Annotated in this window: 13 protein-coding genes; 4 read left to right on the top strand and 9 right to left on the bottom strand. The window is 32.2% G+C overall.

The features are described 5' to 3' along the window. Nucleotides 1-7: 7 nt before the first annotated feature. Together AC2DZ0_RS13820 and AC2DZ0_RS13815 are read right to left on the bottom strand one after the other, a co-directional pair. Complete coding sequence (locus AC2DZ0_RS13820; RefSeq protein WP_484642458.1) at nt 8-709, bottom strand: DUF547 domain-containing protein; 702 nt, start codon at nt 707-709, stop codon at nt 8-10. Nucleotides 710-760: 51 nt separating this feature from the next. After that, on the bottom strand, nt 761-1,453 hold the full coding sequence (locus tag AC2DZ0_RS13815; protein WP_484642456.1) for a queuosine precursor transporter: 693 nt from the start codon (nt 1,451-1,453) through the stop codon (nt 761-763). A gap of 124 nt (nt 1,454-1,577) precedes the next feature. Here AC2DZ0_RS13815 and fabD point away from each other — a divergent pair, with 124 nt between their 5' ends. After that, a complete protein-coding gene (gene fabD, locus AC2DZ0_RS13810) occupies nt 1,578-2,459 on the top strand; it encodes an ACP S-malonyltransferase (RefSeq protein WP_484490640.1) in 882 nt (293 codons plus the stop codon). Between the two features lie 76 nt (nt 2,460-2,535). On the opposite strand, the gene AC2DZ0_RS13805 is transcribed toward fabD, so the two are convergent. The 6 genes from AC2DZ0_RS13805 to uvrC form a co-directional block, all read right to left on the bottom strand. Beyond that, the gene (locus AC2DZ0_RS13805) at nt 2,536-3,519 is read right to left on the bottom strand and encodes a LamG domain-containing protein (RefSeq protein WP_484642454.1); all 984 of its coding nucleotides are present in this window, start codon (nt 3,517-3,519) and stop codon (nt 2,536-2,538) included. A 210-nt stretch (nt 3,520-3,729) separates the two neighbouring features. Beyond that, nucleotides 3,730-4,740 (bottom strand): UDP-glucose 4-epimerase GalE, encoded by a 1,011-nt coding sequence (gene galE, locus AC2DZ0_RS13800; protein WP_484642452.1) that lies wholly within the window; start codon nt 4,738-4,740, stop codon nt 3,730-3,732. A 187-nt stretch (nt 4,741-4,927) separates the two neighbouring features. Next, complete coding sequence (locus AC2DZ0_RS13795; RefSeq protein ID WP_484642450.1) at nt 4,928-6,055, bottom strand: DegT/DnrJ/EryC1/StrS family aminotransferase; 1,128 nt, start codon at nt 6,053-6,055, stop codon at nt 4,928-4,930. 212 nt (nt 6,056-6,267) lie between these two features. After that, nucleotides 6,268-6,636, bottom strand: coding sequence for a toxin-antitoxin system YwqK family antitoxin (locus AC2DZ0_RS13790; protein ID WP_484490636.1), 369 nt, complete (start codon nt 6,634-6,636; stop codon nt 6,268-6,270). 122 nt (nt 6,637-6,758) lie between these two features. Further along, nucleotides 6,759-8,912 (bottom strand): patatin-like phospholipase family protein, encoded by a 2,154-nt coding sequence (locus AC2DZ0_RS13785; protein ID WP_484642448.1) that lies wholly within the window; start codon nt 8,910-8,912, stop codon nt 6,759-6,761. A 71-nt stretch (nt 8,913-8,983) separates the two neighbouring features. Beyond that, the gene (gene uvrC / locus AC2DZ0_RS13780; protein WP_484642447.1) at nt 8,984-10,783 is read right to left on the bottom strand and encodes an excinuclease ABC subunit UvrC; all 1,800 of its coding nucleotides are present in this window, start codon (nt 10,781-10,783) and stop codon (nt 8,984-8,986) included. Between the two features lie 113 nt (nt 10,784-10,896). On the opposite strand from uvrC, the gene AC2DZ0_RS13775 reads away from it, so the two are divergent. From AC2DZ0_RS13775 to AC2DZ0_RS13765, 3 genes are all read left to right on the top strand, one after another. Continuing rightward, nucleotides 10,897-11,466, top strand: coding sequence for a 5-formyltetrahydrofolate cyclo-ligase (locus tag AC2DZ0_RS13775; RefSeq protein WP_484642445.1), 570 nt, complete (start codon nt 10,897-10,899; stop codon nt 11,464-11,466). A gap of 123 nt (nt 11,467-11,589) precedes the next feature. Beyond that, complete coding sequence (locus AC2DZ0_RS13770) at nt 11,590-14,181, top strand: phosphoenolpyruvate carboxylase (RefSeq protein ID WP_484490632.1); 2,592 nt, start codon at nt 11,590-11,592, stop codon at nt 14,179-14,181. Between the two features lie 181 nt (nt 14,182-14,362). Further along, nucleotides 14,363-15,844: a hypothetical protein gene (locus tag AC2DZ0_RS13765; RefSeq protein WP_484642443.1), complete on the top strand. Its 1,482-nt coding sequence runs from the start codon at nt 14,363-14,365 to the stop codon at nt 15,842-15,844. On the opposite strand, the gene AC2DZ0_RS13760 is transcribed toward AC2DZ0_RS13765, so the two are convergent. After that, a complete protein-coding gene (locus AC2DZ0_RS13760; protein ID WP_484642441.1) occupies nt 15,845-16,564 on the bottom strand; it encodes a Crp/Fnr family transcriptional regulator in 720 nt (239 codons plus the stop codon). Nucleotides 16,565-16,584 lie beyond the last annotated feature (20 nt).

The following is a 16,584-nucleotide window of genomic DNA, read 5'->3' as shown; positions in this document are numbered from 1 at the left end:
AGTGTTTTTATTCGTTTAGGTTCCAATTGTACTCTAAAAAACGAACTTTAGTTTTTTTCGATAATTCAACCGATGCATATTTCTTTATATAATCTATCAATTTACCTTCTGAGGTAAAATCTCCCTGATACCATTCAAATATTTTAGATAGAGATGCTTTTTTAGGAGTTAACATATTTCTTTTAGGATCATTCACAAATTTCTTCATAAGTTCCTCCAACTTAGAATCAACATTTAATTCTGTAAAAGCATAATTTGCTAGTGGCGGACATGAGAATGAAGCACAATTTACACCAACATGAATACGTGGATCTTTATAAACCGCACGCAACTGTTCATGTTCTATCTGATTTAAAGTATAGGTTTCACCACCAACTACCGCTATTTTCATGTCCCATGCTTTTCCATTATTAATTTTCATAATACTAGAAATTGGATAATTTTCAAGAATTAAATTAATGGTATAGGCATTATAAGCATTGATCCAAAAAGCCTTTGTTTTATCTTCTGACCATGATTGTTGTGGTTTGGTCTGTTTTAAATAATCGATATAAGCATCAAGTGCATTTTTCTCTTTAAGAATTCCTTTATAATTAACAACCCCATCCTGAGTTACATTATTTTTTAAAAGTTGATCAAACCCCTCTTGTTGTGCAAAGGATACGGTGGACACAAATACAATCGTGGCCCATAAAAAAAATGATTTCATATTGTAGTAATTTTTTAGATATAAACGTTAGTAGAGAAAACTATTAGAAAATTACAAAATCTCTTTTAATTCTTCTCCTGCCGTCAAATTAAATCTTTTCCTAAACAAATAGACAGCCCCATATAACAATGGCGTATCAACAATTGCGACTATCACTTTAAACAAAAATCCACTAAGCAAAAGACTGCCAAAAACATCCCATGAAAGCACATCAAACAAAGTAAGCAACAATACCACAGTAAACGTATCAATAAACTGAGAACTAAAAGTTGAAAAATTATTCCGTAACCATAAATGTTTCCCTTTTGTTTTTTGTTTCCAAAAATGAAATATTTTAATATCAATGAATTGCGCAAATAAGTAGGCCATCATAGATGCCATTACAGCTATTGGAGACAAGCCAAATATTTTTGAAAACAATCCATCATTTACAGGAGACCAACTTGTTGCAGGAGTATAATTGGCTACTAACACTATTAATACAGAAAAAAAGGAAGCGAAAATTCCTGTAACAACAACTTGATTTGCTTTCTTCTTCCCATAAATTTCAGAAATAATATCTGTAATTAAAAAAGTTATTGGATAAGGTAAAATACCAACAGATACTTCAAAACGAAATATTCCTAAAGGATTCCAATAAAAAAATTTTTGAAATATTAAGTTTGAAACCACCAAAGAAGTTATAAATAAAGTGGCCAAAATCATATAGATTGAAGAGGCCAGCTGTCTGTCTTTTGTATTCATAAATACGAATATAACAAAAACACATTAACCTATAGAAATCTAACCAAACTCATTATATAACAGTACAAATGATATAATTCACAAACAATGCTTATTTTTGCAGTCAAATTTGAAAATAAATAATATGAAAGCATATGTTTTTCCTGGTCAAGGAGCTCAATTTTCTGGAATGGGACAAGATTTGTACACAAATTCAGAATTAGCAAAAGAATTATTTCAACAAGCAAATGAAATTTTAGGATTCGATATCACTAAAATTATGTTTGAAGGAACTGCTGAAGATTTAAAACAAACAAACGTTACACAACCAGCTGTATTTTTACATTCAGTAATTTTAGCAAAAACCTTAGGTGATAGCTTCAAGGCAGATATGGTAGCAGGACACTCTTTAGGAGAAATCTCTGCATTGGTTGCCAACAATACTCTTTCTTTTGAAGATGGACTTAAATTAGTCGCAAAAAGAGCTGATGCAATGCAAAAGGCTTGTGAATTGCAAGCCGGAACTATGGCTGCAATTCTTGGATTAGAGGACAATGTGGTAGAAGAAATTTGCGCTTCTATTGAAGGTGATGTAGTTGCTGCCAACTACAACTGCCCAGGTCAACTGGTAATATCTGGTGAATTAGAGGCGGTGAAAGCTGCATGTGAATTAGCAACTGAGAAAGGTGCTAGACGTGCATTATTACTTCCTGTTGGAGGAGCATTCCATTCTCCATTAATGGCACCTGCTAGAGAAGAATTAGCTGCAGCTATTGAAGCAACGCAGTTTAATGAACCTTCTTGCCCAGTATACCAAAATGTTGTTGCCAAAGCAGTAACAAACCCATCTGAAATAAAAGAAAACCTAATTGCTCAATTAACAGGGGCTGTAAAATGGACTCAATGTGCTAAAGCAATGATTGCTGATGGTGCAACAGAGGTTGTTGAAGTAGGACCTGGTAAAGTATTACAAGGTTTATTTGCTAAAATTGATAGATCTGTCGCTAGAAGTAGTGCTGAGATTTAAAAAATTTTACAACCATAAAAAAACACCCTACGCTATGTAGGGTGTTTTTTTATTTCTTTTATTTCTGTCATTGAAATTATTCCAACTTCCATGTTCGAACCCAGTCCACTTTCATCGTATTTATAGTATCATCAGACAGGTCAGTCTTATCAGGAAGCCCTCCTACCCATGGAGAATCCTGAGTCCATAAATCCCATATAAGAAATTGCTCAAGGGTAAAATTTTGAGTTGTAGTGATGCTTCCAGATGGTTCACCATCTAAGTAAAATTGAACCGTATTTTCATCCTTCCACCAAGCACCTACCACATGATATGCCTCATTCCATCTTACACCTTTTAAGGTATTTCCTTCAGATAAATTTTTATTACTAGAGTTTCCCTTTGCTCTTTCCGTTACTCCATTTTTTACGATGAAATACTGTGAATTCATTTGCCATGGATACTCATCTAATGCAAAACTAGAAGTAGGTGGAAGCGTAGGTTTTGAGTTATTTTCAATAATATCAATTTCATCTCTATTATTACTATCACCATTATTTAACCAAAAAGTATTAAATGCAGAAATATGTGCAGTTTTGATACTACATTCAGTATACATAGGGAATTTAATTTTAGTTCTTGAGCGCACCCTAGATGTTTTAAACCATTGATCTTGACTTGAAGCATCCAAGGTTGCTTTGATCCATAGAGTTCCGTCAGAAACTCCTGAGTTAGAATTTTGCATATTCACAGGTGTCCCTCCATAATTCCAGTTCGTTTTAGTCCATTTAGTGCTATCAAAAGTTCCATTAAATTCATCAGATAAATTTTCTACTTTAACCCAAGTTTTTCCTTGAGGAGTCGTATCATCAAATGAAACAAAAGAAGGAAATCCTTGATCAGCCGTATGAACATCTATAACTACAACCTCTTCTTCTTCCTCTTCTTCATTCTCATCAGGGTCAATTACAATCGTTGATGGTTCATTTTCTTCCAGAGAGTCACTACTGCAACTTCCAAAAAGTATGACCGCTAAAAAAAGTGAAAACACTAATCTTATTAAATTTCTATTTTGAATCATTTGTTTAAGTTTAAATTAATTGGACCTACAAATATATTAGAAAAGAAAAGTTGAAAAATCACAATACGCAACTTGTCTATTTTTTTTCTAGCCACAATGCAGTATTCATAAAGGTCTGTCTAGAACAAACTCATCATAAGCAAACAACTGAACAAAAAAAAAGAGACTGTAAATATTTACAGTCTCTTTTAAAAAATTTATTCTACACAATTACTTTTGTGCTTGCTGCCATTTCCAAGCAGAACTTAAAGCATCCTCTAAAGACAACTCTGTTTTCCAGATTAATTCTTTATTCGCAATTGTTGTATCGGCAAAAGCAGCTGTAATATCACCAGCTCTTCTCTCTACAATTTTATAATTCAATTTTAAATCATTTACTTTCTCAAAAGCGTTGATAATTTCAAGGACAGAACTTCCCTTTCCTGTACCAACATTAAAGTATTCAAAAGACTCTTTGTTATTTTTATTAATCAAACGCTGTAAAGCCGCTATATGAGCTTTCGCTAAATCAACTACATGAATATAATCTCTAACAGCAGTTCCATCAACAGTATCATAATCATCACCAAAAACAGATAATTCTGCTCTCATTCCAGCAGCGGTTTGAGTGATAAATGGAATCAAATTTTGAGGCACTCCAAGCGGTAATTCACCTATTTTAATTGATGGATGAGCTCCTACAGGATTAAAATACCTCAACGCAATAGTATTGATTCCATGTGCAGTACTTGCATCTTTAATAATCTCTTCTCCAATTTGCTTTGTATTCCCATAAACAGATTCTGCAGTTTTCACTGGAGCCTTTTCTGTAATTGGCAACTCATCAGCTTGACCATATACTGTACAAGACGAAGAAAATATAAAGTTGTCTAATTTTCTGTCTCTCATTTCTTGTAATAAGTACACTAAAGAACCAAGATTATTTTCATAATAATCTAATGGTTTGTGCATACTTTCCCCTACAGCTTTAAAAGCAGCAAAGTGAATAATCCCATCAACATTGTGTTTATTGAAAAAATCTTGAACATCACTTTTAACTCTTAAATCAATCTGAGCAAACTCTGGTTTAACACCTGTAATTTCAGTGATACTATCTAAAACATCAATTGTAGTATTCGATAAGTCATCAATAATTACTACTTCAAACCCTTTGTTCTGTAATTCAACAACAGTGTGAGATCCTATAAATCCTAATCCTCCTGTTACAAGTATTTTTGCCATTCTTTTAATTTTAAATAATTATTTATAATTTTTAGTAATTGATAAAATTACTATGCTTTCATTTTATAAACAGGGGGCGTAGTGACTATTCATAGTGGTTATAATGCTTCTTTAAAAACACAGCACTAGAAAGGAAACATTTGACCCCTTTAATTTTTTATTTCACTAATACAATGACAACCTATACCTACTGAATATAGTTGAGAATTGTATTTATAATATAATCCTGTTGCTCCGTATCTAATTCAGTATGCATTGGTAATGCAATCACCTCATCAGAAAGTTGGTTTGTTACAGAAAAATTTTCTTCTTTATATCTATCATCCAAGTATGCCTTTTGTCTATGCAATGGAATTGGATAATAAATAGCACATGGTATTTGTTTACTCTGTAAATGCTCTAACAACCCATCTCTTTTCCCATTTGTTATTCTAATCACATACTGATGAAAAACATGACAATCACAACTATCACAAATTACAGGTACAATAATATTTTGGTTCACACCTAATTTATCAGAATAATACATTGCCGCCTTTTGACGAGCTTTGTTATAAGCATCTAAATGTGGTAATTTTATTCTTAAGATTGCTGCCTGAACACTATCTAATCTTGAATTTACACCAACAACATCATGATGATATCTTTCATACATTCCATGGTTTACAATTCCTCTAATAGTATGTGCTAGCTCATCGTTATTGGTAAAAATCGCTCCACCATCCCCATAACAACCTAAATTTTTTGATGGAAAGAAGGATGTGGTTCCAACATCTCCTATAGTCCCTAACTTTTTCTTACCCTCTTTTGAAGTATAAACTCCTCCAACAGCTTGAGCATTGTCTTCAATAACATATAAGTTATGCTCTTCCGCTAAAGCCATAATTGCATCCATATCTACAGCTCTACCAAAAAGATGTACCGGTACTATTGCTTTTGTTTTAGGAGTGATCGCTTTTTTGATAGCCTCAATTGAAATATTCATATTATTAAGATCGCAATCTACCAAAACAGGTGTAAGATTTAATAATGCAATTACCTCAACAGTTGCTGCAAAAGTAAAATCCGTAGTAATTACCTCATCACCCGGTTTTAACCCAAGTCCCATCATCGCAATTTGTAAAGCATCCGTACCATTAGCACATGGAATTACATGCTTCACATCTAAATACTTCTCCAAATCTTCTTGAAATTGTCTAACCTCTGGTCCATTAATAAAGGCAGTAGAATCTATAACATCTATTACCGCTGTATCAACCTGATCTTTTATTTTTTCATACTGACCTTTTAAGTCAACCATTTGAAGTTTTCTCATCTGAAGATTTTTTAAATTTTATAACCGCACAAAAATACAAATTTAATCAGCCAACCAAGACAATATTTATTCTAAATACTATTAGAATTGAACCCCTAAAAATTTCTTTTTTTTAGGTTTTCAGATGCAAATATAACAAAAAAAACGCATTAAACGTATTTGATACGTTTAATGCGTTTCGGTTTGTAAAACAAAAAGTTCTACAGCGATTTTTAATTATCTGCTAGAGTACTCGTGTCTTTCCACTCACTAACATTTGCAATCCTTGATTGCTCATAATCTAACTGTAATAATTTGTCTCCTTGCCAAACTAACCACTTCCCTACTTTTGCTCCTTTGTAATAATTCGCAACAATAGTTCTTTTTCCAGTTTTATCATATTGGATCCATTCTCCTGTTAATTTCTTATCAGCATCGTAAAATCCTTGTTCTCTAATCTCTCCTGTTTCGTAAAAATTTGTAACCTTTACCAATCCATCTTCCACTTCATATACTGGCTTCGGTGCTTCTGAACTTACAACATTCTGTGCTGATAAAACTAAAGAAGTAAAAATAAAGGCTGTCATCAATAGTTTTTTCATAATAGATATATTTAAAATTAATAGTATTTGTTTTTCTATACATCAAATATATAAAACATTTTACATTAAATACACTTTTACGTAACATTAATTTAACATTGGGGTAAAAATTTAACATTGAATCAAAACCAAAACCCTACACTAAGGTACCAATGCCCCATATTAACATCTGGTGTCCAGTCTCTTACGAGTCTTACTGGACCAATTACCGACTCATAACCATAAACTAATGCATAACCTGATAAAATGTCTTGAAAGACTTGTCCATCATTAAATATATCCAAATCCGTCTTACCATAGTTCATTATAAACGCCATGGTATGCTTTTTATACACCTCATAACGAATCTCTAATTCTCCTTTCAAATAAGAATGATTCACATTATCCTCAAATTCATATCCATAAAAGGGAATATGATTGTTAATCATGTTCTGTCCGAAACCTCCTAATGCAAATTCAAATTGACCGGTATCATTACTTTCAAAAGTAACCCCTCCTTCCACAGTGGTGTGAAAAGTAAATTTATCTATAAGAGTTTTTGCTGCAGCCAACTTTAATTTTGCTTGACAAAAAGGCTCAAAATTATTGTTGTAATCGCTCGAAGCCATATAATATTTTAATTCCCCATCTATCAAGACACCATTTTTAACAAATGCTTTTTTATCATAAGAATCATACTTGATATAAGCTAAGGAATTCAAATAATGACTTTTCTCAAAATAAAACTTTCGATTTGATATTTCATCAGACACTAATGACTTTGTGGATACATCCAAAAACTTGTGTTCAATACCTAAACCTACCGCAAACTTTCTATTGAAGGTAGTTTGAATATAAACCATTGAAGAGAAATCAACATAATTTTTATTAATCTGATTCACTTGAGTACCATCAAACTTTACACTAGCACTAAGTGTATTGAAACGAGAGTTCAACCCATAACTGGTATAAATACCGTTATCTACAAAATAATTAAGATTGGCTCTTATATTATCTCCTACAATAAAATCTGCTGATAAAATATCATTTTTTATAAGCATATGTTTCGTTGTATAGTTTAATAATACACTTGATTTATACAAGGGATCATAATGAAGTCCTAATTTAAAAGAAGACAAATATTCATTTTCTTTAAGTTTCATGTCTAGTTGATATTCCTTATCACCTACTTCATGGAAATCATAAGTCACCATATCAAAATCATTACTCGCTGAAAGACGCTCAAGTTTATAATTTAAATCTTTATAAGAAATAGAGTCTCCAAATTCTAAATTCATTTTACCGCGGATATAAGCTCCAGAGAAATGATACAAATCATTTATTTTAATTTGGTTTACTTTTCTTGTTTTTCGATACTTCTCTTTTGGAATTCTTTTCTCCTTTCCAAATCTTTTTTGAAGTGCTGCAATTTCTTCAAATTCCTTTCGATGCTCACCAGCAATTCTTTGTCCTTCTGTTATAATTTCAATAGTTTTATCAAAAGATGTAATTGAAAAATCTTTCGTGTTTGGCTTTATATGAATTGTTAATTCTTTTACTTTCTCTTCATCTCTAGCATACATTTGAAAGTTCACAATCTGATTCAACACATCCACCACAGAATTAATATTATCTTTATGTTCAAGTTTTCCTTGAACATCTACTCCTATTATTATATTCGCTCCACGCTCCCGCATTTCATCTACCGGAAAATTATTAGCCACCCCACCATCAATAAAAGTTTTACCTTCTATTTCCATAGGTTCTAACAAAGTTGGTAAAGATGCACTTGCTCTAATAGCTTCAGGCAAACGGCCAGAATCTAGAATAACGGGTTCTCCAGTTTCCAGATTTGTAGTCATACAAAAAAACGGAATAGTCAACTCATTAAAATCTCTAACATCATGCACATGTTCAAACAAGGCATTCAACTCATTATAGACTGACTGACCATGCGCAATTGCAGATGGCAATGTTATTTTTCCCTTTTTTGTGACAGGAAAAGAAATCAAACTTTTTTCTCCATATTGTTTCTCAAAAAATGCCGATTGACTTCTCGGTATTTTATCTTGTAATAACTCCATAAAATTATAAGAGTTAATAATGGAATCAATTTCTTTTGGTGAATAATCTGCAGCATATAAGCCACCCACAACTGCCCCCATACTGGTACCTGCCACAAAATCAATTTGCAATCCGGTTTGTTCAATAACTTTTAAAACACCAATATGGGCAAAACCTTTCGCTCCTCCACCACTTAGAACCAAACCTACTTTTGGTTTTACATCTTTATTCATGTTCTGCGCGGTTAACCCCAGAAAACCAAACAACAGGAAAAAGAATGTGATTATTATTTTCATTGCAATTTTTATGATTTAAGTTTCTTTAACAAGCCCTCTTTTACTTTTTTCGCTTTTGATGGACCAATTACCGAAGATAAGCTTTCCAAACTAGCTTCTTTTACTCTTTTTACAGATTTATAATATTGTAATAACGTTTCTACAGTTTGTTTACCAATTCCATCTAACTGCTCCAATTCAGATTGTATGGCCCCTTTACTTCTTTTATTCCTATGATGTGTTATTCCAAATCGATGTGCTTCATTTCTTAAAAACTGTACTATTTTTAGAGTTTCAGAAGTTTTATCTAAATACATAGGTACAGGATCTCCTGGATAATAAATTTCTTCCAATCGCTTTGCAATACCAATAATAGCTATTTTTCCTCTTAAACCAAGAACCTCCAAACTTTTTAAGGCTGATGACAACTGTCCCTTCCCTCCATCAATCACTATTAATTGAGGCAACGGACTATCTTCTTCTACCAATCTTTTATAACGACGAAAAACAACCTCTTCCATAGAAGCAAAATCATCTGGACCTTCTACCGTTTTAATATTAAAATTTCTATAATCCTTTTTACTCGGTTTACCATCCTTAAATACAACACAAGCTGCTACAGGATTTGTTCCTTGAATATTTGAGTTATCAAAACACTCAATATGTCTTGGTTCCACACTAAGTCGCAAATCTTTTTTCATTTGCGCCATGATTCTTTTTACATGACGATCTGGATCAACTATTTTGATCTGTTTGAACCTTTCTTGACGATAGTACTTTGCATTGCGCTGAGACAACTCTACGATTCTTTTTTTATCACCTAATTTAGGAATCGTTACTTTTAAATCCTCTCCCAAATCCACTTCAAAAGGAACGTATATCTCTTTGGACACCGAACTAAATCGCTGTCTAATTTCAATAATCGATAATTCTAGCAGCTCTTTATCGGTTTCATCCAGTTTCTTTTTAATCTCTGTAGTATGTGATTGAATAATACTTCCATTGGCTATTTTAAAAAAGTTTACATAACCAAAACTTTCATCAGAAATAATGGAAAACACGTCTACATTATTTATAGAAGGATTTACTACCGTTGACCTAGACTGATAATTGACCAGTAGATCTAATTTATCTTTTATTTTTTGAGCCTCTTCAAATTCCATTTTCTCAGCGAACTCAATCATAATTTTTTGAAATGTTTCCAAAGAGGTTTTAAAATTCCCCTTGATAAGATTTCTAATGGCCTTTATGTTATTATTGTAATCTTGTTCCGATTGATAACCTTCACATGGACCTTTGCAATTGCCAATATGATAATCCAAACACACCTTATATTTGCCTGTATTCACATTATCTTCACTCAAATCGAAGTTACAACTTCTCAATTGAAATAACTCTTGAATTAAATCAAGCAAGGCTTTCGCTGTTTTTACTGAGGTATAAGGTCCAAAATACTCAGATCCATCTCTTATTACTTTACGAGTCAAAAACACCCTTGGAAAACGCTCTTTTTTAATACAAATCCATGGGTAAGTTTTATCATCCTTAAGCATTACATTGTACCTAGGCTGATATTTTTTTATCAGATTATTCTCTAACAATAGCGCATCTGTCTCGGTAGAGACTACAATATGTTTAACGCTTCTAATTTTAGAAACCAACACTCTTGTTTTACCGTTTTCTTGCGTTTTATTAAAGTATGATGACACCCTCTTTTTAAGATCTATCGCTTTACCCACGTACAGCAATTGATCCTCTTTATCATAATACTGATAAACCCCAGGTGAATTAGGTAATGTTTTTATTTGTAATTTTAAGGCTTCCAGCATAGAACAAAATTAAGTAAATCTTGATGAATCAAGAAATAGATCATCAAAAATAGAACTAGCTTTTTCAGAAACATTCTACTTAATTTTCTTTTATTTGTCTAAAATTTATTTCCATGTTAAAAAATGAAATTAGAGCGCTTTATAAAAAGAAAAGAGCGGATTTCTCTATGCAAGAATTAGAAGATAAAAGTATTGCCATTGCAAATCAATTACTAAAATTAAAATTAGACGGTTTTTGGGATCAAAATCTATATTTTCATCTTTTTCTTAGCATTAAAGAACAAAAGGAAATAAATACAGAACATATTTTAAATATTCTATTCGCTAAGGATAAAGAGGTTGTTATTGCTAAATCTAATTTTGCTAACGGTACCCTGACCAACTATCTGTTAACTGAAAACACAAGAATTAAAAAAAACAAATACAATATTCCTGAACCTTTAGACGGAATAGAAGTGCCTACAAACAAAATTGACGTTGTTTTTGTACCTCTTTTAGCTTATGATGAAAAAGGAAATAGAGTTGGATACGGAAAAGGGTTCTACGATCGTTTTTTAAAAGATACCAATTGCATAAAAATAGGACTCTCATTTTTTGAACCACTTGAGCAAATCCAAGAAACACTTCCAACAGACATTGCTTTAAATTACTGTATTACGCCGAATAACATATATTCTTTTTAGAAAACAATCATTTTGCATAAAAATTGTTGTTTTTTTACTCCATTCGTTACTATTTGTTTAAATCTTTGAATAAAAAAGGGATTTTAAACAGTGTTTTGTATCTTGCGCAAAAATTATTCAACTATGTCGAAACAGACGAAATTATCAAGATTTAATAATAATGTCCTCGCAAAATATCAAGTATACAACAGTGTATTTATGACGTTGCCATTTGACGAGGTTAGTAAAACAGGAACACTACTTCCGTTATTCAACGAAACATGTGTAGAAGGATTTAAAGAAGGAAAAACACCAACAGAAATAGTTACAGGATTTTTCGATGCTTATAAATCAGACAGTTCTGAAGAAGAAAGAATCTCTTTCATTTTCAAGTTCATTCAATACATTGAGCGTCAAGTAGTATTATTTGATGCCATTGAAGATTCTGCTTTTGCAGATGTAAATAACATGAATGGGATTGGAACCTTAAGAAACATCAAAGAAGAAGCTACTTCTAAGCGTGTAAAAAAAGACCTTCAAAAATTTTTAGAAGACTTTAAAACTCGCTTGGTTCTTACAGCGCATCCAACTCAATTTTACCCTGGTACAGTATTGACTATCTTAACAGATTTACAAGAAGCTATCAAAGCGGGTGATTTACCATTTATTAAAAAGCTTTTATCTCAATTAGGAAAAACAACCTTCTTTACTCAAAAGAAACCAACTCCTTATGATGAGGCAATCAGCTTAATTTGGTATTTAGAAAATGTATTCTACCAATCAATAGGAAAAATTTACGACTACATTCAAACTCATATTTTTGATGGAAAGTCAATTGATAATGATGTAATAAACCTAGGTTTCTGGCCTTGTGGTGATAGAGATGGAAATCCTTTTGTTACAACAGAAACAACTCTTAAAGTTGCTAGAAAATTACGTCAAGCAGTATTGAAAAACTATTACCGTGATGCAAGAGAAATCAAAAGAAGATTATCTTTTGAAGGTGTACATGATGTAATAAGCGATATTGAAACTAGATTATATGACAGTTGTATTTCTGAAGATGCTCCTATCAGAATTTCTCAAGAAGCTCTTTTAGAAAAACTACAAAACATCAAAAAAACAATCAAAGATCAGTACAACGGATTGTTTATTGAAGAGGTTGATACTTTTATCAATAAGGTAAAAATATTTGGATACCACTTTGCAACAATGGATATTCGCCAGGATAGCCGTGTACACCATGATGTATTCACAAACATTGTTAAAGAGATTCAAGAAAAAGGTGCTGATATTTTCCCAGAAAACTATCTAGAACTTACTCCTGATGAGCAGATTGAGGTTTTAGCCAAAGTTAAAGGTTATATCAACCCAGAAGATATTAGCGAAGAAATGGCTCAAAGAACATTAAGTTCTATGCAAGCTATTAGAACCATTCAAAAAGAAAATGGATCTAGAGGTGCTAACAGATATATTATTAGTAACAACCAAACAGCATTGAACGTAATGGAAACATTTGCAATGTTAAACTTATCTGGTTTTGAAGATGGTTTAGATGTTGATGTTGCTCCTTTATTTGAAACTATTGACGATTTAGAAATAGCTCCTCAGGTTATGAGACAATTGTACAATATTCCAGAATATCGTGCACATGTTGAAAAAAGAGGTAACAAACAAAACATCATGTTAGGTTTCTCTGACGGTACTAAAGATGGTGGATACTTAATGGCAAACTGGGGTATTTATAAAGCTAAAGAAGAACTTAGTCAGGTATCTAGAGAATTCGGAATTAAAGTTATTTTCTTTGACGGACGTGGAGGACCTCCTGCTCGTGGTGGTGGAAAAACTTCTAAATTCTATGCGTCATTAGGACCAAAAATTGAGAATCAAGAAATACAACTGACAATCCAAGGTCAAACAATTAGTTCTAACTTTGGTAATTTAGATTCTTCTCAGTACAATATGGAGCAACTTTTAGGTGCTGGTATTACAAACGCTATCTTCAATGATCCTAAAAATGGTGAAATGAAAGATCACGACAGAGAAGTTATGATTGACCTAGCGGAAACTAGTTATAAGGCTTATGTTGATTTTAAAGAACACCCAATGTTTATTCCGTACTTGGAACGCATGAGTACTTTAAAATACTACGGAAAAGCAAATATTGGATCTAGACCTTCTAAAAGATCTAAATCTACTGCTTTGGACTTTGGTGATTTAAGAGCCATCCCATTTGTTGGAAGTTGGTCTCAATTAAAACAAAATGTACCAGGATTCTACGGTGTAGGAACTGCTTTAAAGAAATATGAAGATGCAGGAGAGTTTGACAAAGTTCAAAACTTCTACAATCATTCAAACTTCTTCAAAACTTTGTTAGAAAACAGTGTTATGTCACTTAGCAAGTCGTTCTTTGAATTGACTTCATACATGGCAAAAGATGAAGAATTTGGAGCATTCTGGAACATTATTCACGACGAATATCTTTTAACAAAACGTTTGTTATTAAAATTAACTGGACATACTGAATTGATGGAAAATTATCCTGATGGAAAAGCATCTATTGCTGTCCGTGATTCTATTGTATTGCCATTGTTAACAATCCAACAATACGCATTAAAAGCTGTTCAAGACATGCATAAAGAAGGTATCTCTGACAAAGAAAGATTAGAAACATTTGAAAAAATTATTACTAGATCTCTTTTCGGAAATACGAATGCAAGTAGAAATTCTGCTTAACAGTAAAAATAAATTCAAATTTAAAACTCCTATAAATTACTTTTATGGGAGTTTTTTTTAATACAAAAATCAAAAAAACACCTCTTTTAAAATCTATTTAGTATTTTGTATCAAACAAATCCTACTGTAGCAAATACACATATAGCAGTATAAAAGAGAAACACAAGAAATATTATTTGAAATGATGATTTTTACTTTGCTTTGTAATAAAACTAAATTATTTCCTACAGTACTCATTCTAATATTTCTCTTTAGCATTGACACTATAAAAGGGCAAGAAACAAATTACTGGTCCAATAATTATGGTGCTTCCTCTTTTTTAAAAGGTGGAATTGTTGTTGCAGATGTTTCCTCTAATAGCGCCATCTTTTACAATCCAGGAGCTCTTGCCTTTTTCAAAGGGCAAGCCATAGAAGCTCAAGCCGATTTAATCACTTTAGACGCCTTTAACATTCAGAATGGAGCTGGAGATGACATTCCAATACAAACGATTTCTCTTGATGTTTCACCTTCATTAATAGGTTATTCTACTCAAAGTAAAAGCAATCCAAAAATTGTTTATGGCTTTGGTGTATTCACAAAAAATATTTCAAACCTCTCTTTTAATATAAGACATGAAACACAAGGAAATTATTTAAGCTCAACTTCTAACAACGATATTTTTCATGGTGAATTACGATACCAAAATCGAGCCACTGAAAACTGGATTAATGGTACAGTTGCTTATCAACTTACCCCAAAAACAGGTATAGGACTGGCAACGAATGTTGTGATCAAAATCCAAGATTATATCAATTCTTATAATGCAACTGTAAGAGAAAACAACGCTAGTAACCCGATCCCAGCCACAAAGTTTGCCATGGTAAATCACTTGCAAGATTTTAGTTTCCGAAGCATCGGCTTTGTTTTCAAACCGGGTATCAACATAGATCTCTCTCCGATTAAAATTGGGGCAACAATAACAACTCCTAATTTAAGCTTAGGACTTTTAAATAATCAGTCCAATCGTCGCTCTACTGAAATACTTCCTGACACTGCTGATAAAATCACCAATAATGCCAACAGTCATATAAACTATGCTGGCGTTTATAATACTCCTTGGATTTTTGATCTCGGATTAGAATATCAATTTAACAAAACTAAAATCAACACCATGGTCGGTTTCTTTTCTAAAGTGAACTCCTATAGAATGATTTCAAGAAAACAAAACAGTGAAGATTTTTCAGAATCATTTAGTGATGATCCAACCTATGCAGTTCCTTTTATGGCGAGCAAACAAATTTTAAATTTCGGGATATCTATTGATCATAAACTTCAAAATGATTTAAACTTTTTACTAAGTTTTAGAACAGATTTTAACCACTTTGACGATACTCAATTAAACAGAACCAAGGACTATGTTCCCAACATGGCTTTTTGGGATATATACCACCTAAGTACTGGATTAATGACAACAACAAAAAACTTTAAAATTTCCTTAGGATTCAATTATGGTTTGGGCTTATCTAAAAATGATTCTCAAATTGTAAATATGGCTACAATAAGCCAAGCAAACAGACTTCTTGGAGATATCAATAACAATACCTCAACAACCTATCACAATGTTGCATTGATGTTTGGGTTAAGTTATACCGTAAATGCCAAAATTGAAGAAATAAGATAATTAAAAACCGTTTCCAATTTTCTTTAGAGCTGGGGTATTTACTATTTTAATTTTCTTACCTGTTAAGGATATGATATTTTCCTTTTTTAGATCAGACAATAACCTAATCGCAGATTCAGTAGCAGTACCAATCACATTTGCTATTTCTTCTCTAGAAAGTTTTATATTGATGTTTCCATCTTCATCTTCCCCAAAAGTTTCATCCAAAAACAAAAGAGTGTCAGCTAAACGTTCTCTTACTGTTTTCTGAGCCATATTTGCAATCGTAGCATTTGCATCTTTTAAATCATGACACACTACTTTAAACATGTCTTTAGAAAAATCTTTATTTTGTTGAATAGAATCAAAAATGTCTTTTTTAGGAATAAAACAGGCTTCCATATCTTCTAAAGCAACGACAGATAAATTCACGGGCTCTTCCCCTAAAACAGATCTATAACCAAGCATATCCCCATTTTTTATAAACTTAACGATTTGCTCTTTTCCATTAGGGCTCAACTTTGTTAGTTTACATTTACCTTCTTTGATACAGTACACACCATTCAGCATCATTCCCTCTTTAAAAATGACATCACCTTTCTTAAAGCTCATTTCATTTTTATGACTAGACACACATTTTAGCTCCTCTGTAGACAAAGCTTTTAATGAGTTAAACTCCTTAACAATACATTGATGACAATTCCCCATAATACCTGCAAATTTCCTAACAAAGATAATCATTAATTATGATAATTATCATT

The organism is Flavicella sp. IMCC45668 (assembly GCF_057219105.1).
This window is presented reverse-complemented; position numbering and strand designations above follow the sequence as displayed.